The 24,351-nt window shown below is 50.3% G+C and carries 20 protein-coding genes; 16 read left to right on the top strand and 4 right to left on the bottom strand.

Going from position 1 to position 24,351, the window contains the following annotated elements; translation table 11 throughout:
* The first annotated feature begins 502 nt into the window (after positions 1-502).
* Complete coding sequence (locus L1F29_RS29445; protein ID WP_258385567.1) at positions 503-1,060, top strand: GNAT family N-acetyltransferase; 558 nt, start codon at positions 503-505, stop codon at positions 1,058-1,060.
* Between the two features lie 85 nt (positions 1,061-1,145).
* Here L1F29_RS29445 and L1F29_RS29440 read toward each other — a convergent pair whose 3' ends face one another.
* A complete protein-coding gene (locus L1F29_RS29440) occupies positions 1,146-1,352 on the bottom strand; it encodes a hypothetical protein (protein WP_258385566.1) in 207 nt (68 codons plus the stop codon).
* A gap of 278 nt (positions 1,353-1,630) precedes the next feature.
* On the opposite strand from L1F29_RS29440, the gene L1F29_RS29435 reads away from it, so the two are divergent.
* Positions 1,631-2,116: a DinB family protein gene (locus tag L1F29_RS29435; RefSeq protein WP_258385565.1), complete on the top strand. Its 486-nt coding sequence runs from the start codon at positions 1,631-1,633 to the stop codon at positions 2,114-2,116.
* A gap of 532 nt (positions 2,117-2,648) precedes the next feature.
* Here L1F29_RS29435 and L1F29_RS29430 read toward each other — a convergent pair.
* From L1F29_RS29430 to L1F29_RS29420, 3 genes are read right to left on the bottom strand one after another with little or no spacing between them, the layout of a single operon-like run.
* Positions 2,649-2,816 (bottom strand): hypothetical protein, encoded by a 168-nt coding sequence (locus L1F29_RS29430; RefSeq protein WP_258385564.1) that lies wholly within the window; start codon positions 2,814-2,816, stop codon positions 2,649-2,651.
* 5 nt (positions 2,817-2,821) lie between these two features.
* Entirely contained in the window at positions 2,822-3,370 is a 549-nt protein-coding gene (locus tag L1F29_RS29425; protein WP_258385563.1) for a hypothetical protein, read from the bottom strand.
* Entirely contained in the window at positions 3,367-3,783 is a 417-nt protein-coding gene (locus L1F29_RS29420; RefSeq protein ID WP_258385562.1) for a MerR family transcriptional regulator, read from the bottom strand. The genes L1F29_RS29425 and L1F29_RS29420 overlap by 4 nt, the downstream gene beginning before the upstream one ends.
* A 208-nt stretch (positions 3,784-3,991) precedes the next feature.
* Here L1F29_RS29420 and L1F29_RS29415 point away from each other — a divergent pair, with 208 nt between their 5' ends.
* The 14 genes from L1F29_RS29415 to L1F29_RS29350 all read left to right on the top strand — a co-directional run bounded on the left by L1F29_RS29415 (position 3,992) and on the right by L1F29_RS29350 (position 24,349).
* A complete protein-coding gene (locus L1F29_RS29415) occupies positions 3,992-4,732 on the top strand; it encodes a WecB/TagA/CpsF family glycosyltransferase (protein WP_258385561.1) in 741 nt (246 codons plus the stop codon).
* Positions 4,733-4,763: 31 nt separating this feature from the next.
* Positions 4,764-5,405 (top strand): hypothetical protein, encoded by a 642-nt coding sequence (locus tag L1F29_RS29410; RefSeq protein WP_258385560.1) that lies wholly within the window; start codon positions 4,764-4,766, stop codon positions 5,403-5,405.
* A gap of 93 nt (positions 5,406-5,498) precedes the next feature.
* Entirely contained in the window at positions 5,499-6,494 is a 996-nt protein-coding gene (locus L1F29_RS29405) for a hypothetical protein (protein ID WP_258385559.1), read from the top strand.
* Positions 6,495-6,710: 216 nt separating this feature from the next.
* Positions 6,711-7,823 (top strand): helix-turn-helix domain-containing protein, encoded by a 1,113-nt coding sequence (locus L1F29_RS29400; RefSeq protein ID WP_258385558.1) that lies wholly within the window; start codon positions 6,711-6,713, stop codon positions 7,821-7,823.
* A gap of 611 nt (positions 7,824-8,434) precedes the next feature.
* Positions 8,435-10,144 carry a response regulator transcription factor gene (locus L1F29_RS29395; protein WP_258385557.1) on the top strand — a complete coding sequence of 570 codons (1,710 nt, stop codon included), beginning with the start codon at positions 8,435-8,437 and terminating at the stop codon, positions 10,142-10,144.
* A gap of 14 nt (positions 10,145-10,158) precedes the next feature.
* Positions 10,159-11,964, top strand: coding sequence for a cache domain-containing sensor histidine kinase (locus L1F29_RS29390; RefSeq protein WP_258385556.1), 1,806 nt, complete (start codon positions 10,159-10,161; stop codon positions 11,962-11,964).
* Between the two features lie 64 nt (positions 11,965-12,028).
* A complete protein-coding gene (locus tag L1F29_RS29385; protein ID WP_258385555.1) occupies positions 12,029-13,444 on the top strand; it encodes an ABC transporter substrate-binding protein in 1,416 nt (471 codons plus the stop codon).
* Positions 13,445-13,643: 199 nt separating this feature from the next.
* Complete coding sequence (locus L1F29_RS29380) at positions 13,644-15,071, top strand: ABC transporter substrate-binding protein (protein ID WP_258385554.1); 1,428 nt, start codon at positions 13,644-13,646, stop codon at positions 15,069-15,071.
* 118 nt (positions 15,072-15,189) lie between these two features.
* Positions 15,190-18,165, top strand: coding sequence for an extracellular solute-binding protein (locus L1F29_RS29375; protein WP_258385553.1), 2,976 nt, complete (start codon positions 15,190-15,192; stop codon positions 18,163-18,165).
* Between the two features lie 22 nt (positions 18,166-18,187).
* Positions 18,188-19,138, top strand: a complete 951-nt coding sequence (locus L1F29_RS29370) for a carbohydrate ABC transporter permease (RefSeq protein WP_258385552.1) — start codon at positions 18,188-18,190, stop codon at positions 19,136-19,138.
* Between the two features lie 21 nt (positions 19,139-19,159).
* Positions 19,160-20,014, top strand: coding sequence for a carbohydrate ABC transporter permease (locus L1F29_RS29365; RefSeq protein WP_258389850.1), 855 nt, complete (start codon positions 19,160-19,162; stop codon positions 20,012-20,014).
* A gap of 12 nt (positions 20,015-20,026) precedes the next feature.
* Positions 20,027-21,451 carry an NHL repeat-containing protein gene (locus L1F29_RS29360; protein ID WP_258385551.1) on the top strand — a complete coding sequence of 475 codons (1,425 nt, stop codon included), beginning with the start codon at positions 20,027-20,029 and terminating at the stop codon, positions 21,449-21,451.
* Positions 21,448-22,095, top strand: coding sequence for a Yip1 family protein (locus L1F29_RS29355; RefSeq protein ID WP_258385550.1), 648 nt, complete (start codon positions 21,448-21,450; stop codon positions 22,093-22,095). Before L1F29_RS29360 ends, L1F29_RS29355 begins: the two co-directional genes overlap by 4 nt.
* Before the next feature lie 10 nt (positions 22,096-22,105).
* Positions 22,106-24,349 (top strand): DUF5696 domain-containing protein, encoded by a 2,244-nt coding sequence (locus L1F29_RS29350; RefSeq protein ID WP_258385549.1) that lies wholly within the window; start codon positions 22,106-22,108, stop codon positions 24,347-24,349.
* Positions 24,350-24,351 lie beyond the last annotated feature (2 nt).

The raw sequence follows: 24,351 nt of genomic DNA, 5'->3' as shown, positions 1-24,351 counted from the left end.
TCGTTCTCTCCTTATGGTTTCATGTTGAAGCCATCAGAGAGAACAGCAGAATGATAGCTATCCAATTGTACAAGAAGAAACGGCAGGCGCCGTTCTAGGCGGCCAATGGAGTTCTTCTCTTTGAACGACAGGACGTACCGTCTTATCGTTCAAATAAAAAGTGGGTAAGGCGAATTCACCTTACCCACTTGCAGCATCAGAGTAAGAAAGGATTCGGAATCATATCGACTGTTCTCGAGATGGCTAGTTAAAAAAGGGCAGACTTCTCCCGTCTTAAGCCAATTCTCTTCTAAGAACAGTTGATAAAATTTCCATTACCTTTCCACCTCATCGTCAAATTTATCGTTACCCCCAAATTATAAGAAGTCGATTGCGCATTGTCAATCAGGCATGTGGTGGCATAATTGACTATAGTTAAAGTTAACCGGATTGAATCCAAATGCCTGTGATAACATGGATAATACATTGGAATCGTATATATTTGGGAGGGCAAGAATTAGAAATGGACGTTATGGGCGGCATGCTAGAGCTGACAAGGATTACTGAAGCTGATGTGGAATTCATATGCAAAGTGGAATGCGATGCGGACTTATGGTTTTTCGAAGAAGAAGTAGAGACCGATAAACATGCGGTACGAGAGAAATATTTGCATCGGATCAAAGAAGATGCGGAGCAAAGCCACTATGATTTCATCGTTACCTTAAAAACGGACCAAAGTATAACGCCGATTGGATTGGCGCAGGTTTGGAGCTACATCGAATTTCGGAAGAGCTGGGAGATCGGCTTCGCGATTCTTCCCGAATATTCGGGTCATGGTTATGGCCGCGAAGCCGCCAGGAGGTTGTTGAAATTTGCATTCGACGAGCTGCAGGCACATAAAGTCATTGGCATGTGCAATGCCATGAATAAACGTTCGGCAGCCTTGATGGAGCGAATCGGCATGAGGAAAGAAGGCGTGTTTAAAGAAGAGTTATTTTGGCGGGAGCAATGGACCGATCAGAACTATTATTCGATTTTGGACAACGAATTTTTGCACCGGAATAACGATAAGACGGCATAACGAAATACAAAAAACACCCCTCATATGGGGGCTGCGGCCCATGACCATGCGAAGAGGTGCGTTCGGTTCGGATGATTGCCGTTCATTATGGCGAGAAGCCTACCCGCGGCCGTTGACGTTCCTTGGTTTCGATCGATACCGATCGAATGGAGGAAATCGGGATGTAAAGCACCTGAAATTCGTCGCGGTACTTCACGAAATTGGCATCGGCCTCCTCGAGCGTACCGCTGCGGGCGCTCGTGCCATCCAGAAAATGAATGGTTACTTCTTGACCTCGTAAGCTGCTAAGCATCGCGTGATCCCACTCCTTTACCACATATTGATGTGCATGTGCCATCTTGTTAATCATACCATAATTCGGAACAGCGACAGCGGGCATCTATGTTTCCCGGATTTCCAGACTGCGCAGTGGTCTGTGTTGTACATTATATAAACGAACCGGTTCCGTGAAAGGATACGGCGATCTGTGCCGAACAGGTAATAAAAAACTTGGACAGGTCCGCCAGCTGGTATACACTGGAAAAGCATAGAGGTTTTCTTAGTTTCGAATAAGTCGAGAGGATGAGATCAATGAGTGCAGTTACACCAATTCGTCAGGTCATGCTGGAGGAGCTCGCGCATGGCGTGGCCTCCACCCAAAGGTTAATACAGTTAATTAAGGCCAACGACTGGGAGTTCCAGCCCAAAGCTAATATGCGCACCGCTGCGGAGCTTGTTTATCACCTGGTTTCCATTCCTGCAACCGATTTGGCGATCCTTCAAGAAAAGTCCGAAGCTGAAGTAAGCCAAATCGAGGACGAAATCAAAGGCATCAAGGATGCCGCGCAGCTGTGTGCGATTATGCAAAAAAACTATGAACAGCTCGAATCCTATATGATCTCGCTCAGTGACGACGATTTCTTGAACAAAGCGACCAAGGCTTTCTACTCGGACCATGCCGCGCTGCAAGTCAAGTGGCTGATGGAAATTACGACGCATACCTATCATCACCGGGCACAGCTGTACAACTATCTCAAAGAATTGGAGTATGATATTAACTTCTTCATCCTCTATTAAGACGGGCTTAAGCAGGCCTATTGTTATTATCTTCTGAACCTGACTCGAACTAAGACCGCCGGTAAGGAGGCGGTCTTTCTTCAACCTTATCGACTTTATAGGTTTCACAGAAATGAATTTCGCTCCCAGAGGGCGACGATAATCGTTTCTTCTTGTGTGGAGCAATAATTCTATGGCTGTTATTCATAGGAGGTGTATATTTGAAGCCGTTAGATGAGAATTTCATTCGCTTGCTATTCGGCGCTATCAAAGTTTATGAGACGCTAACGAACCAATGCGAGTTATATCAGAATGCGCTTCTCAACCATGAGCCGGGCTTCGAACAGTTGAAGATGATTTTTGCTCAGAGGCACTATTGTCATCCCGGCCATCCTGAAATAAGTCGACTGATAGATGAAATTCCGGGTAAGTGCATAAGTGATACCCAGCGGGTAAAATGGATCTTTCAATGGAGTCTGGCAAATTTGCATTACGGCAGAATGAGGCATCCTTTGTTCCCATTGGTCAGAACGGATATTGACGCGCAGCTGCGTTATCCGTCTTCCGGTACGCGGGTAACCGCGCGAATGACCGCATCCGGATACAGCTGGCGAAGCCGCATGGCTGCATCATCCACATTGTCAGCCTTCACATTTGCATAATACAACACACCGTAGCGGTCTTCATACTCGACGGTATACTCCGTTTGCTCCGTATTCATTAGCTTCACCTCATCGTATATTTATGTCCGTAATCCACGCGATATTTCCGGGCCAAGAATGCAAATTCATTCTCCCTGGCTTCTACAATTGTTGGCGGATAGACGACAAACTCCTGCTCTATGCCCGTTGAAGAACCATGCTCGCGGGAAAGCCCCATTTCTTTGAGCCGCGCAACGACCTGTTCGTCGATGACGAGGGCATCTATTTCATCTTCAGGTGCAATGAGCAGAGGGAGCTCTTGAACGAATGTCTGACCCTTCTCTCCGAAGATTAAAGAGACCCTAATCGCCCATTCTCCGCAAGGAACGGCCTCTTGCGTGCAGATTTCAATGAGGAGGTCGTTCACCTTGGACAGATCGAGTACAATGTTTCCGGATTCGTCTTCCGCATACCCGTTGAGGTTGGGTGACCGGTAAAGGCCGTCAGGGAGCTCCACCCGAATGGCAGCCTTGGCTGTCCGGGAAGGGAGGACGGCAGGAAGCTGGATCCACAGATGATTCATACCCTCTTCATTCTCCATGACCGACTTCGCGAATTTCATAATGAACCTCATTGACCATCCTCCTGTAAAACACGGGATACCGATTCGATCACTTTCTGTCTGGTCTCGGCCGATATTTTGGGACTGATCGTAAGAAGGACGTCCTCGCTAATCCGGAGGATTTCGTTCTCCAGAACCCGGCCGGGCCGGTAGAGGTGAAGCTGGTCTCCGATCTTGACGATTTCTTCCATAGATAGCGCCTGCAGCCGCTCTTGAATGGAGGCTAAGGTTTCGCCGGTTCTGGACAAGGTGAGTATGGCGCGCAAATAGTGCAGGTGTTGAGCTGTATAGACCCTCTTGTTCCCCGAGAGCGCAAGCGGCGGGAGCATGCCGATTTGGGTGTAGTATCGGATGGTTCTTAAATTGATTTTGGAATCGTCGTGCTGCAGGATGTCGGCCAATTGCTTCGCGGTATAATGATTCAACTCATTCCAGCCCTTCCGGTTTCGCGTTAACGCTATAGTTACAGTCTAGTGTATTGGTTACAGTTTACTGTAACATTAGGGCGGTGTCAATAATAACCAGGAAGCCTTGAATATCTTCTTTCGCGCTCGAACTTTCGCGGCAGCATAGATCAGCAGACGACCCTATGCTAAGATATGGTTACACAAGCCGAGAGTGAGGTTTCTTGGAATGAAGCATACAGCAGACATTATGGGAATACCTTTTCCAAAAATAACGATGGATCAAAGTGTTCAAATACTCAGCGAGGTCGTAGAGAAAGCGAATAAAGAGCTGTTCCATGTCGTAACCGGGAACCCGGAAATCGTCATGTCCTGTCAGCATGATAAACAATTGCGTTCCATTGTGGATGAGGCGGGGCTGGTAACCGCCGATGGCATCGGAATCGTCATGGTATCCCGCCTTCGAGGCGGCGATTTGCCGGAGCGAGTAACGGGATGCGATCTGCTCTATAAACTGCTGGAGACCGGGAATCGGAAACGGTGGTCATTCTACTTTCTGGGCGCGGACGAGCTGACGAGCCAAAGATGCGCAGAGGTGATTCGCAGCGATTATCCCAACTTAACGATAGCGGGGCGGCATAACGGTTATTTTAATGAAGCTGAAGAAGGCAGGATTATCGAAGAAATCCGTTCGGCGGCGCCGGATTTTCTCATTGTGGCACTTGGCGCGCCGTATGCGGAACGGTGGATCTATAAGCACAAAGACATTCTTAATGCGAAAATTGCGATGGGTGTCGGCGGAAGTTTGGATATTATCGCGGGTACGGTAAAGCGCGCGCCGAAGGCGTGGCAGAAATATCATGTGGAGTGGCTGTTCAGGCTAATTAATCAACCATCCCGGTGGAAGCGGCAATTAATATTGCCCCGATTCGCTGTAAAAGCGTTATTGTACAGGGAACGTAACGTATAGTCGCGCTATATAAATTATGGAGGTGGATCGATTGGCTTCCCTTCATCGAATTCAATGGCTGGATGATCGCATACGAAGAGGGCTTTACCCGAATGTCAATCAGATGATCGAGCGGTTCGAAATATCGAGGCGCCAGGCACTTCGGGACGTGGAGTATCTGCGCGATTCGCTCGGAGCGCCATTGGATTATTGCCCGAAACAGAAGGGCTACCGGTATACCCATGATGCATTCGCTGTACCGGGACAGCTCATGACCGAGGATCAGCAGGAATTGCTCTCTTGTCTGGCTGCGCATTATGAGGTGCTGGCCAGCCATCATTCGAGGTCCTCCAAGACGCTCTCTGAATTGGCATTATTGCTGCTTCGCTTGTCCGGGAGACAGAGCTCCACGGCCCAGTTCCAATCATTGCATCGAGCGGGATTGACGCCATTTCAGGCGATTTTGCAGCATACATCCGTTAGACCCGCTTCTGGCAGCGTCCCTTCCTCACTGCAGCCCTTCTATCGGGGGCGCGATGAGCATGACCAGGAAATCTATGAATTCTATGACTCTTATGAATTCCTTCCGGCGCTGCTGGCCTCCGGACGGACCTATTCAGTCGTGCATCCCAAGTGGCTGAGGCAGAAACTCGTTCAGTATTTAGATCGCATGCATTACGTGAACAGGATATAAAAGCGGATGAAGCGACGGGAGTGACATTATATGTCACTCCCTATTTGTTAGGATAAGAATATGAAAGCAAGCTCATCAACGGGAGGTATGGAAGTGACGAAATCATCCTATAAGACAGGATCGACATTGGCGAGATACGGAGGAGCCTGGACAACGTATCTGGGGTCTGCACACGGCGTGTTGACCGCCGCCCAGATGACAGATTTATCGTTAACGGAGATGGCGGGCATGACAGGAATGGCGTTTCAGCTCTACATGCATAAGCACTGCGATGCGGCATCGGTGACCGTATACGATTGGGTCAGCCGTCATCTGAATGTGCTCGACCGGATTGGAATTCTGTCGGAGGTCTACCATTATGAGCCGGGTACGCGGACGTATGAAGCGGCAAGAAAGCACGCCGTCACGAACATTCAAGCGTCTATCGATCGCGGCGTAGGCGTAGTGGCGTGGGCGATCGACGGCGGCGAGTTCGGCATTATTCACGGTTATGACGATGAAGATGGCGTATATCTGGTCGATGGCGTGGCGAAATTTAACCGTGCGTTCGGCAGCGATCCGGTGTTATACGAGAATATCGGATTGACGTTCCCGCCGGCGCCATTCCTGCATTATCAGATCCCGATCGCGTCTGTGGCATACAATCGCGAGCAGACGTACGTGGATTCCTTGAAATTCTATGTGCATGAAATGGAGAAGCAATATCATATGTCACCGGATTTTCATAGCGGATTCTTGGCGTATGACAATTGGATTCATGCATTAAGCAGCGCTTCCTACAACGCGTTCGGACTCCGATACAGCACCTCCGTATATGCGGAAGCCAAGATGTGGGCCGCTGAATATGTCCGCCTGTTGGCCAATTCATGGGGGGAGATGCCCCGCTTGTCCGACATCGCGGATCGATTCGAAGAAATAGCGAAGCTATACAGCAAGATGATGCTGGATATTCTGGCCCAGGATTGGGACGGGGCGAAGCATCTTGGCAAGCCGGTTACGACGGAGCAGGCCAATCAGCTTATTCCTTGCCTGAAGAAGGCGAAGGTACTCGAAGCCGAGGCTGTCTGTATCCTTAAAGAAGCTCTATAGCTTTGCATGGACCCATGCCGCCGCTGCAGAAAGGAGGGAGCTCCGACTGCCGCTGCGGCTTTTGTCACGTACCCATACGGAGGAACGGCCATTTAACCGACGGTTGAATTTCTGTTCAACTGTATTCGAGAACGGCTCCATTATCATGAACGGCTGCCAATGCTATGATGAATCCATCAGCTAATCGTTAATGAGAAGGATGAAGGAGATGGGACGATGAAGTTAAGCATAGGCGCCAAGATCGCGGAGCTGCGGAAGGAAAACAATATTACGCAAGAACAGCTTGCGAATGCGCTGGGCGTATCCATTGCGGCCGTTTCCAAATGGGAATGTGCCAGCACATATCCGGATATTACGCTGCTTCCTGCGATATCTTCTTATTTCAAGGTGTCGATTGACGCATTGCTTGATCACAAAGTCGACTATCAGAGCGTTCAGGACTACCGGGATAAGGTCAAAGAGCTGGCCAGGGTATCGGACTACAGAGCCGGTTTACCGATTGCAGAAGAGGCGTTGAAGAAATATCCGAATGACTTTGATCTTCTTATGGGTATGGCGACTCTTACATTAGGTGCAGGTACTTCGGGAAGATCGCCGGACAATAGCAGCGTGATCCGGGCGATCGATTATTACAGCCGGGCATTGGCTGTGCATGCTCCGAATTCTCCTACTAAGAAAGAAACGATTATGCAGAATATGTCGTTTGCTTACGGTACGATAGGCGAGTATGACAAAGCGATTGCGATGCTTGAAGAAATCAATATATACGGTTGTTTCGATCTGCAAATTGCCTATAACATGCTGAAGAGCGGCAAAAGGAGTGAAGCGAAGTCAAAGCTGCAAGGTCACTTGTTTCATATCGCATTCGGCTTTGGCACGCTAATCGATAATTTAGCAGAATGCTTTCAAGCGGAGAATAATATGCAGTATGTTGTAGACTTAAAGAAGCTTTATACGGTCTTTCTGGAAAGCTTCACCCATGATACCCCTAACTATTGTGATCTTCTATGCTCGATGGGGTATTACGAGCTTGCCAAGTGTCAAGAAGAAATGGGGGACACGGACTCCATGTGGATCAGCTTGGAGAAGTGCGTCTACCATGCGGTTCGGTTTGATAAGAACCCTTCATATGCAATGATTGCGGTCAAATTTATGGATGATCAACAAGGCAGCGTATCCAATAACTCTTCACAGAACGCCTGCCGCGGGACCCTGAACAGTCTTAAGTCCGATTTCCCGCAATATGCAGCCGATGCGAGAATGGCCGGATTCATCCAAGAGCTTGAAGCGGCGGCAACCGATAAGCGAGAGTCCGGGATTTGGAGATAAGCGGCTCCGCTTCTACCGTTACAGCGTTCGATTAGCCTTCATCCCCCCGAAAACAGGGCAGTTAAGGCCCAAAAACGGCGTTACAGCTGGGATCATCTACCGTTACAGCGCCTGCGTGCAACCGAGCCAGGCAAGCTGCCAGGGCTCAGTGGCCGCAATCTTATGGCGGGGGATGATAAATGCGCTGCGTGTCTCTTTCAAACTCTTAGAGGTCGGGCGGCTACGGCCTGCCCCCATACACGCTGGCTGGCAGCACATCGCGCTATGCGCGCTGCGAGCGCATTATCTATAGCGGCGGTTAGCCGAAAGAAAATTTATCGCAATCATGCAAAGGCCGAGCAGAATGAACGTTCTGCTCGGCCTTTTTTTTACTATCCGCTTCGTTAACAGATTCTCATTATAGTGAAGTAATCGCATAATGTTGTTAGTCATGTATAATATAGTTCATGTACTTTCTTGAATAAAAGGAATTTGTAAGGAAGTAAGGCGAAGTAAAAATAATACACTTAATCCAAAAATAAAAACATTATATAACTTCCGTTACTTCTGTAATATTGGTGTAACACTTCGTAGCTTAATGATTTGACGATTAATTAAGGAGGGCATACCCCGTGATAAAACTCATGGTAGTCGATGACGAGCATTGGATTCGGGAAGGTTTGAAACGGACCATTGATTGGAGCTCGCACGGAATCCAGTTCATCGGTGACGCCGAAGACGGTTATAAGGCGTTGGAGTTAATCGAAGCCCATGTTCCGGAAATCATTATTTCGGATATCAAGATGCCCGCTATGGACGGAATGGAATTAATTGAAGAAATTAAGAAGCGCGGAATCGATACGAAGGTTATTTTTATTAGCGGCTTCAGTGATTTTGCCTATGCTCAGAAGGCGGTCAAGCTGGGGGCGTTTGATTATATTCTCAAGCCGATCGAGGAACCGATTTTACTTGAAATTATTGAGCGCTGCAAGAGCGAAATCAAACAGAAGCAAGAAATGAACTTACGCCTGGAAGAATTGTCGGGCCGCGTGAGAGAGAGCTTGCCGCTCGCCAGACAGAAGCACTTGGAGATGTGTTTATCCCAGCCCTTGACAGAGCATGAGCTGAGGACCAAATGGGAAGCCCTTCGGATTGATCTGGATCCCAGCCGGCTGATCGTCATGTCGATGGTTGTCCACGAGTGGGGAGACCGGGAGATGGATGAGGGTGGATGTTCGCTCATGAGGTACGCGCTGGGTAACCTCGTGGAGGAAGTTTTATCTCAGGAGGATATACGCTGCTTGGCATGTCCTGTACAAGAGAATAACTTTGCGGACGTTGCGATTATCGCCTCCTTGCGGGAGCAGGAGACGGCAAGCGGCTACGAAGACTTATACCGCCATATGAATGGCGTTATTCGTGATGCGCATCAAGTGCTAGGCATTCGAATCAGCATTGGGATGAGCAGCTTAAAAAATCGGACGCAACTTTCGACCTCCTTTAGGGAAGCGCTTACAATAAGTATGAACTATTTGATTCATGGACCTGGGCAGGTTCATGCGGCTTGGCTGAGCGGCAGTTCGGCTGACAGTGAATCTGCGCTTAACGCTGCGTCACAGCTGGATTACCGTACAGCTGCATACATGGAACAACTGGCGGCAGGCGTTCCCCTTACGGCTAACAAAGCGGATTCCCTTGACTCGGCGTTGTCGAACCGGATTCTGCATGCAATGAAGCTGATGGATGCGGGCAGGCTGTCCGAATTGCTCGATGAACAGACGGGGCTGCTTCAAGAGCTCATCAAGCAAACGCCGGCGATTGCCGTCCGGTACGAGATGAACATGCACATCGGCATTCTTCTATCCAAGTGGCAGGAGCTGTGCCAGGCGAAGGATAAATCCAAGCACTCTCCCATTACGCATCAACGAAAGCTTCAGCTTTACCGGTGTTCGGTTAGTGATTGGAAGAAAGTGGTTATGAACACCTTCCTTATGAAGGATACCGATGCCCCTTCATTTGCGCATAAACGTACGATCGAAACCGCGCTGCGTTATATTCACGAAAACTATCATCTGGGGATCAGCCTTCATAACGTTGCCGAGAAGATCTATATGAATCCCTCTTATTTCAGCAGGGTGTTTCACGAAGAGGTTGGCGAAACACTCAGCCGCTATCTCATTCGAATTCGAATCTCGAAGGCGAAGGAATTGCTCGAACAGACCCCTCTGAAAATATATGAAGTCGCAGATCGCGTCGGTTATCGTGATTTTCGGCATTTCGTGAAAACCTTCAAGGAATGGGAGGGGATGACACCCGCCCAATATCGTAATTACGGAGCATAGAAGAGAGGGACATCATGAGATTGCAGTTCATCGAAAGAATCAAGTTCAATTCGGTTGGAATGAAGGTGTTCGGATTATATGTGGCCAGCATGATCGTTATTATTACGGTGATGGGATATCTCTCCTATGACAAAACCGCTCATATGATGGAGAGCAAGATCGGCGGAATGGCGCTCCAGAATGTTCAGCAAATGAGCAAGCGGCTCGATATCCTTCTGGAAGGATACGAGGATCGCTCCCTTCTTGTGGTGGGCAATAAGGAGATTCAGAAGCAGCTCATGGGAGAGTTCAGTGACGAGAAAGAACGGATTCAGAATAATAGTGCGAATACCGCCTTTCTATCGAATTTGGTGAATTCAAGAAATGATATGAATAATATTTACTTGCTCAGCGAGAAAGGTTTCTCTTACCGCTATTCTCCCAAGGAAAGCTTCCCGGTGTATAATCCTTACGCATACGGGCATTTCACGGAGGCCTGGTATAAAGAAATTCGTAAGGCTGACGGCAAGCCCGTCTATTTCGGCATTGTTCCTTCATTAATAAACGGCCCCGGCTCCGATCCCGTATTCACCTTCGGCCGAACCCAGAAAAATCTAAACGGACGCGGAGAAATCATCGGCGTGGTGCTATATGAAATCGATCCGGCGGAGGTCCAGGAGATTCTGGCGGAAATTGATTACGACGGGTCGGGTATAAACGTCATTACCGATGATACAGGTAATATCATTGGCGATAAGGATGGACTTCTCTTATCCGGCAATTTGGGCGTTCCCTTTAAAGAGGAACATCAAGGAACGTTCAGCTACGCCATAGACGGGGAAGAGATGCTGGTTGTCTACAACCATCTGGAGACGAACCATTGGAGGCTTGTCGGCATGCTGCGCAACACGGATTTAATGAAGGAAGCGAAGGATATCCGTTGGTACATGCTGTCGTTGGGCATTATTTTCTCCTGCATCGGTATTTTACTCTCGGTTATTATTGCTTCTACCGTCCACCGGCCGCTTCAGAAGATGACGCATGCGATGCGTAAAGCCCGGAACGGCGATTTCGACATTCGGATCAAAGATAAGCGCGAGGATGAATTCGGCTATCTGTTCACCCATTTTAACCAGATGGTCGCCCATATTAAGGAATTAATCAATGAACTCTATGTGCAGAAGCTGCTGGAACGGGATCTTCAGCTGAAGATGCTGGGATCTCAAATTAATGCCCACTTTCTGTACAATACCCTTGATTCCGTCCATTGGATTGCCCGGATTCATAAAGTTGACGATATCAGTACGATGATATTCGGGCTATCCAAGTATTTGCGGTTAAGTCTGAGCGAGGGCAGAGACGAAGTGCTCATCAGCCAGGTTGTACACTTAATCGACAGCTATATCATGATTCAGAAGGTCCGGTATCAGGACAAATTTACGCTTTATGTGAAAGCGGACGAATCGCTTATGGATTATAAAGTGCTCAAATTTATTTTTCAGCCGATCGTGGAGAATGCGATCTATCACGGATTGGAGCGCAAGTCAGGCAAGGGGCGGTTGGATATCGCCTTTATCCGGGAAGGCGATTGTTTGAAATTCGTCGTTACGGACGACGGTGCGGGGATTGCGCCGGATAAGCTGGCCGAATTGAAGTATATTCTGCGCGGCGAGCAGCCGAAGGAGGAAAGCAGCTTCGCGCTGCGGAATATTAATTCACAAATAAAAATTGCATATGGCGCCCAGTATGGGATCGAGATTGAGAGCAGCTATGGGGAAGGAACCAAAGTGACCATGACGATCCCGCTCACGAAGAGAAGTCCTGCCCAGCAAGTCAGTTGAACGTACTTCATGTGTCAACATGCCTAGATGATTACAAGAGAATGTTAAAGGGGGGGAGGTAACGATGAAAGTGTTTTTGAGTCGTCGAACGATGCCTGTTCTTTTCAAACTTGTTCTCCTTATCGCCGTAATCATGGTAGTGAACGCTTGTGTCAGCAAGGGAGCCATATTTAACGTTAACTCCGGGTCAGCGGGTAAAAATGCAGCGAGTAATGTGAAGAAAAACAGCGGCCCTGTCACGATAAGCTTCTGGTATTCGTGGGTTGGAGGGTTTCAGGACGAATTCTACGATACGGTCGTGAAGCCGTTCGAGGAGGCCAACCCGGATATTAAGGTTCAGATGACCTTCATCGAGAATTCGGACAATTCGCAAGGCTCGGACAAGCTATTGACGGCGATTGCAGGAGGCAAAGCGCCGGATGTAGCGATGATCGACCGGTTTATTGTGGGCGAATGGGCCGCGATGGGCTCCATTGAAGACATCTCGGCTTATGCGATTCGTGAAGACATGGCTAGCATCTATTACAAGGGCGTGTGGGCGGAATCGCAATACAACGGCAAAACGTATGCCCTCCCGTGGAATACGGATAGCCGCGCCATGTTTTATAACAAAACGTTGATGAAGCAGGCGGGATTCGATCCCGACAGGCCCCCGACAACCATTGCCGAGCTGGATGCCATGGCGGAGCAGATGTTCAAAACGAACAGCGACGGCGCGTATGAACAAGTCGGCTACATCCCTTGGACGGGTCAAGGCTTCTTGTACACGCATGGCTGGAACTTTGGCGGCGAGTGGGAGCGCAGCGGAGAGCTGACGCCGAACGATCCGCAAATCGTCAAGGCGCTGGAGTGGGTGCAGGGCTATGCCGAGAAGTATGACGTGAAAAAGCTGACGAAATTTTCGGAGACGATGAGACAAACCGGAAGAAATTCCTTCTTGTCCGGCAAGGTCGGATTTGTCTACGAAGGCAATTGGCTGCTTAATGAAACGGAAGATTTGGATTTCGAGTGGGGCGTGGCACCGATGCCTACAATAGATGGCAACGAGTCGGTTACATGGTCGGGGGGCTGGTCGTTCGTGATGCCCAAGGGAGCGAAGAACAAGGAGCAGGCCTGGAGGTTTATGAAGTATATAGCGGGCAAGGAAGGTTCGCTTCTATGGGCCGGCCGCAAAGCCGGCAAGAATGATTTGATGTGCATTCCGGAAGTGAATGAAAAGCTTGGGTTCTATAAGAAGGAGCATCTGAAGGTATTCACAGGCATGCTGGAGCATGCCTACATCCGGCCGGTAACGCCTGTGGGGGGATATATGTGGGATGAGATGCTCCGCGTGCAAACGCTGGCCGTTAATTTGCAAGGAGAACCAAGAGAGCTCTTGGAGGAAATGAAGAAGAACATCGATGCCGAGCTGGCTGAGTTGATGGGGGTACGCAAACAGCAGGACAGCGGATCGCCAAGGCCGCTATATGCCTACAAGTAGCTATGAAAGTGTCTGTCATTCTATGACGGACACTCTTTTTTTTTGACCTCGGATTGAATCGCGAAGCCGATGGAACCCCTTCCCAAGGTAGTAAAAATAGTACACGAAATACAAAGACAGTCACATTACTCCCTCTCATAAAAGCGTTTACACTAAGAAAGTATTCCCATTTTAAACATTGCGTAAGGGAGGCATGTAAGTGGATAAAAAGAAGGGCACTCTTCATCTGAGAAAAGGTATGCTCAAGTATCTGGTTGCCGCATTATCGGTATGTTTGGTATTAACAGGCTGTGGGGGCACGAATGGATCCAATGGAGGAACAAACGGATCCAATGAACCGGCCAATACGAACCAGGGCGCTGCGAACAAAACGAACGATACCAGCGAGAAAAGCACCGATACCGACAAAAGCAGCGGCGAGAAAGTAACGATTGAGCTCTGGGGCTGGGGAGGCACGTTCCAGACGAAATATGCGGAAATCGTCCTCAAAGAATTCGAGAAAGAGCACCCGAATATTAAAGTGAAATATACCGTCGACCAAGGGGGCACGGACAAGCTGACGACGCTGATTGCCGGCGGTACGCCTCCGGATGTAGCCATTCTCGACCGCTTCATGGTAGGACAATGGGCGGCTAAGGGATCGCTGGAGAACTTGCAGCAATTCGTCGATATCGATGACGAAGTCAGCGCCGACGATTATTATCCAGGCGTCTGGGCGGAAGCGAATTACAAGGATCAACTCTATGCATTGCCGATGAGTACGGACAACCGGGCCATTTACTATAACAAAACGTTAATGAAGGAAGCGGGTCTTGACCCGGAGAAGCCGCCGGTTACCATTACGGAATTGGATTCGATGGCGGAGAAGATCTTCAAGAAAACAGCCAATGGCAGCGGCTATGAACAGGTCGGCTTCATTCCTTGGATGAATCAAACCTACTTGTACACGCAAAGCTGGAACTTCGGCGGCGAGTGGACGAAGGGCGATGAATTGACTCCGAACGATCCGCAAATCGTGAAAGCGCTTGAGTGGATGGTAGGCTACGCCAAAAAGTACGATATGGCAAAAATCAACAAGTTCAACGACGTCATGGGCAAAACCGGCATCAATCCGTTCTGGACGGGTAAAGTTGGATTCGTCGTGGACGGCAACTGGATCTTGAATGATTTGACCAGCAATGCAAAGGTAAAGCCGACATTCGAGTGGGGAGTCGCACCGATGCCTTCCGCGGACGGATATCCTCAAACGACTTGGGCCGGCGGCCACTCCTGGGTAATGCCGAAGGGAGCCAAGCATCCGAAGGAAGCATGGGAGCTCCTGAAGTTTATCGGCGGTTATAAAGGTACGCTGCTCTGGGCCAAGCGGGCGGATGCAGGAAACGATATTTCGGCTATGCCGGCGGTTAACGACGAAATGAAAATTTCGGAAAATCCGAATCTGAAAGTATTTGTCGATTTAATGCCTGTGGCGCACTATCGCCCCGTTACCCCTGTAGGTCAATTCCTGTGGGATGAAACCTTCCGCGTTCAGGGGCTGGCCTTGAACGGAAAGGGCGAGCCGAAGAAGCTGCTTGACGAAGTCAAGAAGAATGTCGATAACGAGCTCAAGAAACTGGAATCCAAGTGATGACGGTGGAACGTTGAATAACGGGAGGGGCAGGATCGCCTGCCCCCTTCTTATGACGCGGGACAAGGACAGCATAAGCGACAGCCTGATGAATTGAACGACAAAGAGGTGACGGTGCTTGAAATGGCGTTGGAATGATGCATTAAAGTGGAAGAAAGTCATGCTTATATCGATCACTTTTCTTGTCTTTTCGATGACCTTCGGTGAGAGCTTTCATTCTTATGCCAACGAACGTTTGCGGGACCGCAATCAGAATCAAGGCGCTGCGCTGGCCGATGACCAACTGGCCATTAACAGTATCATGGAGCCGACTTATGCGACTACGCTAGCCGGGTATAAGAAAGAGGGCTATCAGCCGGCCGACCAACCGGAAATCGTGATGAAAGCCGATCAGCATTCGGCGTTCGGAGGCACGAAGCCGGTTACGGAAACGGTAGATGGTCTTTCCGCACTTGTATGGGACAGTACGACCCCATGGATCGAATGGACGGTCGATGTTCCGCAGGACGGCCTGTACAATCTGGGCTTAAGCTATTATCCGATTTCGGGAAAAAGGCTGCCGATCCAGCGGGAGCTGCTTATAGACGGAGAAAGTCCGTTTCGCGAGGCGCAGCGTCTCTACTTCTACCGCAATTGGGTCGATCGGGGCGATCCGGCCCAAAACAACCAGGGAGATGATGTAAGACCCAAGCAAATCGAGAAGCCGCAATGGATGGACATTCCGGTCTCGGACGGGAACGGTCTATATCCGGAACCCTTCCAATTTTATTTGACTGCGGGTAAGCATGTCATTCGAATGAATTTTCTAGTCGAACCGATGGCGATTGACGAGATCCGGTTAACGGCGCCGGCGCAATTGCCAAGCTATGCGGAAATGGAACAAACCTATACCGAGCAGGGCTATAAGCCTGCCCAGCAGGTCAATGTGAAAGTGCAAGCGGAGAATAATCCGATGAAATCCGATCCGACGATCCGCAGAGAATCGAATGGCGATCCATTGATGGAGCCGGCAGGCGATGGACGAATCCGGCTGAATGCATTTGGCGACTGGCGCTGGAGGAAAGGCGGTCAGAAGGCATCATGGACGTTCTCGGTTCCGAAGGACGGGTTGTACAAGATCGGCCTGAAATTTGGACAATGGTGGGGCGATGGGCTTCCGTCTTATCGTCAAATTCTTATAGATGGGAAGGTTCCGTACAAAGAGCTGGAGCTGTACCCTTTTACCTACTCGCGCAACTGGCGAATCGAAACGCTGCATAAGGATAACGAGCAGACGGGCAAGGCCGACCCCATGCTCGTGTACTTAACGGAAGGCGAGCATACGATTACGATGATCGCCCAGGTCGGGCCGTATCAACCGATTATGGAAGCATTAACGGCCGATACCCAGAGGCTTTCCGACCTGTACAGACGCATTATTATGGTCACGGGACCGACTCCGGACCCTAACTTCGAATATGAGCTGGGCAAGAAGGTGCCGAAGCTTATTGAGGACTTGAAGGTCATCGCGGACGATCTGCTCGTTCAGATGGATGCGCTCAATGCTCTCTCGGATGTAGAACCGAGCACCGTGAACAGTCTGCGGATGATGAACCATACGTTCGAGAAAATGATCCGCAATCCCGATTCGATCCCAAGACAATTATCGGAGCTCAGCAACAGTCAAACGAGCCTAAGCACGCTGCTGATGGGCTTGCAGAATGTGCCGCTTGTGCTGGATTACATCCTGGTCAGCTCTCCGGATACGACATATCCGAAGGTGAAGTCCAACGTTATCCAGAAATCCGTCAGCACGTTCAAAAATTTCATGGCGTCCTTTACGAAGGATTACACAGGCGTAGGCAGCGTATATGACAAAGAGACCGGGCAGGAAACGGAAGCGAACCCGGTTATCGAGGTATGGGTGTCCCGAGGCAAAGAGTGGGCGGAGATTATGAAGGAAATGGCGGAGGAAGATTTTACGCCCAAAACCGGCATCCGCATCAATATCAATACGCTCCCTGCCGGCCAATTAAACTCGGGATCCGTCAATACGCTTCTGCTGGCGGCCAGCTCCGGGAGAGCTCCGGATGTGGCAACCGGCGTCGATGCGCATCTGCCCGTCGAATTTGCGATTCGGGATGCTTCCGTCGATTTAACGCAGTTTCCCGACTATGAAGAAGTCAGCAAACGTTTCCTCGCCGGCTCGCTGATTCCATTCAAATACAACGGCGGGAACTATGCGCTGCCGGAAACGCAGGATTTCAACTTGTTAGTCTTCCGGAAGGATATCTTGAAGGAACTGGGCGTTAGCATCCCGCAGACATGGGAAGATGTCTACGCGCTGCTGCCGATTCTCCAGCAGAACGGGATGCAGATGTACTACCCGGTCACCCAGCTCGGATTTGTGCCGTTCCTCTACCAGAATGGCGGCGATTACTACAAGGAGAACGGCATGAAGTCGGCTCTGGATTCGCCGGAGGCATTCCAGGCCTTCACGGAATGGACGGAGCTGTATACCAATTATAAATTCCCGGTTATGGCGAACTTCTTCAACCGGTTCCGTACAGGGGAGATGCCGATCGGGATCGTGGACTATCTTACCTATGTACAGCTCTCTACGGCAGCGCCCGAGCTTATCGGCCGGTGGGGCGTCGCCCCGTCACCCGGTCACGAGAAGTCCAATGGAACGATTGACCGTACGACCGGAGGAGCGGTTCAGTCCGTTGCCATCTTCAAGCAATCGAAGCGCCAGAAGGAAGCTTGGGAATTCCTGAAATGGTGGACCAGTACAGAGATCCAGCTGCAGTTCGGTCAAGAGCTGGAGGCGCTGCTCGGCGTCGAAGCCCGCTGGAATACGGCGAATATGGATGCCTTATCGCAGCTGCCATGGCCGGAGGACGACCTCAAGGCATTGAAAGAACAATGGAAGTATTACAAAGAGCAGCCGTATGTGCTCGGAGGGTACTTCACGGGGCGGAACATCGATAATGCCTGGAACCGCGTTGTTCTGGGAGGCATGAACATTAGAGAGTCGCTGGAGAAGGGCATCAAGGATATTAATAAAGAACTTGAAGCCAAACAGAAAGAATTCGGTTTTATACCGGATAATTAAAGGCGGCGGAAGGAGGAGCGGTATGCAAAGCAGCGTGGAGGTTAATAGTCCGCTTCAGCTGGCACCGCAGAAGGCTAGCCGATTCAAATTGACCAATGCGAGGAAGAGGGCTGCACTCGGTTATTTATTTCTCAGCCCTTTCCTCATTCTCTTCATCGTCTTCACGGTTATACCCGTCTTGCAGTCGGTCTATCTCAGCTTTACCTATTACAACATGCTTCAGCCGCCGAGATGGGTAGGCTTATCTAATTACAGCGTCTTGTTTCTGGAAGACGACATCTTTCTCACATCGCTCAAGAATACGTTTATCTTCGCCGTTATCGCCGGGCCGCTAAGCTATTGCTTATCCTTTATGCTCGCGTGGGTCATCAATACGTTGAAGGCCAAGATGGTGTTCTCGCTGGCCTTCTACGTCCCGTCCATTACGAGCGGAATCGCTTTATCGATCGTCTGGCTGTACATATTCTCCGGAGACCGCTACGGGTTATTGAATAATTTGCTGCTGGATTGGGGCATGATCAGCGAACCGATTCTCTGGAATACGGATCCGGATACCATCATGCCGGTCATCATCGTCGTCTCCTTATGGATGAGCATGGGGACGGGTTTCCTGGTATTCCTGGCGGGCTTGCAGAACGTATCGCCCGAGCTATATGAAGCGGGGGCCATTGACGGGATTTCCAGCCGATTCCAGGAATTGTGGTACATTACCCTGCCGCTGATGAAGCCGCAGCTGCTGTTCGGAGCGGTCAATGCCATCGTGGGCGCCTTCGGGGTGTTCGACATTGCCGTGGCCATCTCCGGCATGCCAAGCCCGAACTATGCGGGCCATACGATTATAGCGCATCTGTTCGATTATGCCTTTATCCGGTTCGAACTGGGATACGCTTCGGCCATTGCCGTCTTCCTATTCTTAGTTACGCTCGGCTTAGGCCGCATCGTGATGCGACTATTGTCGTCCAAAGATGAATAAGGGGGGCCTAAGGACGTGACGATGAACTTTTCAAAATTTGTCGCCCGCTTCAACAGGGGATTGTTATATGCGTTTATGATCGCTTTGGTCGGATTTACGGCCCTGCCTATCGTGTACATGGTTTCGACGGCTTTCAAGCCGCTCGACGAGCTCTTCCTGTACCCGCCGAGATTCTTCGTGATGAAACCGACCTTGCGCAGCTTCTTCGATCTGCTTACCGCGACGGACAGCTCGATCGTCCCGTTCTCGCGGTACATCTTCAATAGTTTATTCGTCTCGGTGGCCGTCGTGTTTTCCAGCTTGTTCGTGTGCTGCCTTGGCGCCTATGTGCTGTCCAAATTCAAGCCGCCGGGTGCGGGCTTCATCTTCGCCATCATCTTATCGGCCCTGATGTTCTCGCCGCAGGTGACGCAGATTCCGACCTATATGATCGTATCGAGCTTGGGCTTGGTCAACACCTATTGGGCGTTAATTCTGCCGAAGATCGCCGTAGCCTTCAATATCTTCCTAATGAAGCAGTTCTTCGATCAAATACCCGATGCCTTGATCGAGGCCGCGCATATCGACGGCGCATCGGACTGGAAGATCTTCTGGAGGGTCATTATGGCGGTCAGTAAGCCGGCTTGGGCGACGTTAATCATCTTCTCCTTCATCGGGAACTGGAATGATTACTTCTCGGCGCTCGTGTTCACCACAAGTGAATCGATGAAGACGCTGCCGCTCGCGATCCAGACGCTGGCCGGGGGACCGGGCGTCGTTGCGCGGACGGGGGCGCTGGCTGCCGGAACGTTCTTAATGACTCTTCCTCCGATACTAATCTTCCTGGCGTTCCAGAAGCTGGTTATGAATACGATGGTTCATTCCGGGATCAAATAATAGGGGGCGGACATGGTGTATAAACGAATAACAGCGGGTATCATCGGCAGTCTGCTGTTTCTGATCTGCAGCTTGCCTGTCCATGCTCTCCCGAAAATGTCCTATACGCTCGATCCGATGTATGGCTATCGGATGCCGATTCCGCTGACCTATACGGTAGAAAAGGTCATTCTGGATGTAGGCGAGCCCGGTTTGAATAAACCGAGCGATTTATTTATCGACGAGAAGGGGCTCTTATATGTAGCCGACACGGACAATAACCGAATTGTGAAATTGGACGGCGAAGGGAAAGTATTGGGCATCTTCGGCAAGGAACAAGGCGTCGAGCTCGATCGACCGAGCGGAATCTATGTCGATAACCTGGGTCATATGTTCGTAGCGGATACGGGCAGCGGCAGGGTTATCCATCTCTCCCCGGAAGGGGCGTTCATCGAAGAATTCGTCAAGCCGAAATCGTCCTTGCTGAGCGAAGATTTGGATTTTTCCCCGGACAAAGTCATCATGGACCGGCGCGGCTATCTGTATGCGCTCAATAAGAACGATTACAGCGGCTTCATGATGATCGATGCGATGAATCAGTTCCGCGGATACATCGGCGCCAATCGCGTTCCGTTCGACTGGACCAAGCTTCTCATCCGGTTATTGGCGACGCCGGAGCAGCGGGAACAGCTGAACAATGCGGTTCCTCAGCAGAATTCGAATATTACGATCGACAGCAAAGGGTTTATCTACACCCCTACGGTTCTGATCGATGCCGATCAGATCAAGAAGTTCAACGCCATGGGCGAAAATATTTACAAGAAGAAATTCTTCGGCGAATCCTCGATCGAGAGCGGAACGCTGGAGAATCCATATTTCATCGATATGGCCGTTGACCAGTATGGGATTGTGAATGCGCTCGATGCGATGTCGCGGAAGATCTATCAATACGATCAGGAAGGCAATTTGCTGGCCGTATTTGGCGGTCAAGGCGATGTGAAGGGCCGCTTCGAATATCCGACGAGTATCGTCATCGATAAAGCGGGCAAGATCTACGTGCTGGATCGGGACCGGAACAATATTCAAATTTTCCAGCCGACGAAGTTTGCGGAATTGGTTCACCAGGCGAGCCAGCTGCACTTCAACGGGCGTTACCAGGAGGCGATGGTCCCCTGGAAGGAAGTGCTGAAGATCGACGAGAACTATCCGCTTGCCCATCGCGGCGTGGCGAAAGCGCTGATGAAGGAAGAGAAGTGGAAGGAAGCAATGAGGGAATTCAAGCTGGGTAACGACCAGGAGGGGTACTCGCTCGCCTTCGCCGAGTACCGGCATGACATCATGCGCGAATATCTGGGCTGGATCATCATTGCCGTCCTTCTCGTCGTCGTAACCATTTATTACATCGTCAAATTTATGATCCGTATCACGAATACCGTCATAAGGAGGTATGGCTATTGAACAGTGCAGCGGAAATAAAACAAACAGGGCTTCGGTCACTGCGGCTTGGAATAGCAATACTGTTCCATCCTGTGGACGGTTTTGAGGAGCTGCAGAAAAACCGGCATCTGGCGGCGGCATTCGTCTTAATCCTTCTGACCATCAGCGTCAGAATCATCACGATTTATATGACGAGCTTTCATATTACGTCCCTTCAGCCGAAGGACGCCAATTTGAATTTGGAAATCATCCGCTTTGTCGTACCGTTGATATCCGGCGTTATCGCATGTTACTTAATTACGGCGATTATGGACGGCGAGGCTTATTTCGGCCAGGTCTTGACCGCCATGTCTTTCGCCCTGATTCCGTACATCGTATTTGCCATCCCGCTGGCTGCGGTTTCCTTGGTCATGTCGAGAGGCGAGCTGGGGCTGTATAACAGCATCAATTCGATTATATGGTTATGGGTCGCCTTGCTTATCTTCATTCAACTGAAGGTGCTGAACGATTATACCTTTAAGAAAGCGGTCGGCGTCCTTCTCTTATCGATCTTTGCCTTTATTATATTCTGGGGCACGGTCGGGCTAGTCTTCGCCCTGACGAATCACGTTCTTCAATTTGTGCGTGAAGTGGGCGTAGAAATCAGATACTTGTGGGAAAATTGAGGGGGGTACCATGAAAACGAGACTCGCCAAGCGATGGATCTACTATTTAACCGTCAGCGTAATCATTGTTGCGCTCGTGCTTCTGGTCTTACCCTCCCTGCAAAGGGCCGTTGAACGGGCAAAAGAGGAAATGAGGCCGAATAAGAACCAAGTCGTGGAAGGTGAGCAAGAACCGGCCGCTGAGGAGGCCGGGCAGCCGCAGGAGGCAACCAGCTTTGAGAAAATCGCTGAAACCGACCGTCTGGAGCTGCTGTTCCGCTCTTCCGATTCCGCTATAACGGTGATCGATAAGACCAACGGCTATCGATGGGAATCGTCCGTCCCGCTCCAAGATGTCGAGACGGACGGGAATGAACTGTGGACGGCCAGCAGCCAGTCGATCTTCCATATGACCTACACGGATCCCCATTTGCCGGCGCTGGAAACACAGGAAACGAACTTCGCTCTTGAGCAGCCGAAGATGACGACGACTTCACTGGAGAACGGGATTTCGGTCCGTTATGAGCTGCCGAGACTGAAAATCAGCTTCGACATGAGCTTTCAATTGAAAGGGAATGCCTTGGAGGTTACCGTACCCGGCCAGTCCATCCAGGAAGGGAAGGATAACTGGCTGATGGCGATTGCTCCGCTTCCATTCTTCGGAGCGGCATCGGATCACGATAAGGGGTATGCGGTCTATCCAGACGGCCCGGGTGCGCTGTCCTACTTTAAGACAAACCACCCGACTTACTTGAATCCATACCGTGCCAGCGTTTATGGTGCGGATACGATAACATTCAACTATTTCGGACGGGAACAGAACGCGATGCTGCCCATATTCGGCCTGAAGGTGAGCGATAATGCTTTTATGGGGATCGTCACACAGGGTGAATATGACTCGAATATTCTCTTTTCGCCAAGCGGCTATCTGATCAATTTGAACCGTGTATCATCCGAGCTTGTCTACAGGCGCGAGTATGAAGCGGTGAAGAAAGACGGCAATTTAACGAAGAAGCCCGAGAAGGATCTGATCCGGGAAGACCATACCATCCGCTACGTCTTCTTCAGCGGCAATGAGGCCGATTACAGCTACATGGCTTCCGCCTACAGGGACTACTTGGTCAGCGAGCAAGGCGTGGTTCCGAAGGTGAAGAAGGATGAAGCGGTTCCTTTCGGACTTGATTTGCTCATGGGCATTAAGAAAGATCAGATCTTGATCGATCACTTCATTCAAAATACGACCTTCTCGGAAGCGCAGGAAATCATGGAGGACCTCAGCAAGCGCGGGGTGCAATCGATCTCGGCCAATCTGCTCGGATGGACGGGCGAAGGTTACTTGAGCTATCCGTCCGGCTATAAGCCTTCCCGTAAACTGGGCGGCATAAGCGAGCTTACGAAGCTGAGCGAGTATGCGAAGGAGAAGAACTACCAGCTGTTCCTGCAGGACAACTATGTCGAGGCATGGAAGGGCAATGACGGGTTCTCGTCGCGCAAAGACGTCGTTTTCGGGGCCAATCATTTTGTCGTCACCGATCGGTATAGCGAGCTCTTCTACTTGAATGCAGGCAAGCAGAATGCGCAATTCCAGAAGGAGGTGCTGAATCCGCTGCGCAAGCTGGATATAACCGGCATTAACTTCGATGGCATCGGGTATCAGCTCTACTACGACTATAACGAGGATTTCCCGCTGACGCGCGGCGGAACGGCCAAGCAATGGACAGAGATGATGGGGAAATCGATCGAACAATTCGGCGGTGCGGCATCGATCGGAGGCAATGGATACAGCCTGAAAAATTCCTCCCGTCTGTTCGGCATACCGATGGAGGACAGCGGCTTCTTCTTTACCGATGAGACGATCCCTTTCTTTCAGATGGCGCTTCACGGCGTTATTCCTTACTCGGGCGATCCGCAGAACTTGTTCTACGATCCGCAGCTGCAGTATCTCAAGATGGTGGAATACGGCTACATGCCTTATTACCAATTGACGAAGAACTACTCCGAGGATCTGAAGGATACCTTCTACGCCGATCTGTTCAGCTCGGCCTACAGCAATTGGGTGGATCAAGCAGTCAATTACTACAAGGAAATGAACGACAAGCTGAAGCCGGTATGGTCGCAGACGATGAAGGAGCACCGCAAGCTGCAGCATGATGTCTATGAGGTTGTGTACGAGGACGGGACTCGCGTCATTGTCAATTATACGCCGCGTGAGGTAAGGATCGATAATCATTTGGTTCCGGATAAAAACTTCATCGTGGTGCCGAAGGGGGGATGAGC

It is taken from the genome of Paenibacillus spongiae (assembly GCF_024734895.1).
Taxonomy (GTDB): domain Bacteria; phylum Bacillota; class Bacilli; order Paenibacillales; family Paenibacillaceae; genus Paenibacillus_Z; species Paenibacillus_Z spongiae.
This window is presented reverse-complemented; position numbering and strand designations above follow the sequence as displayed.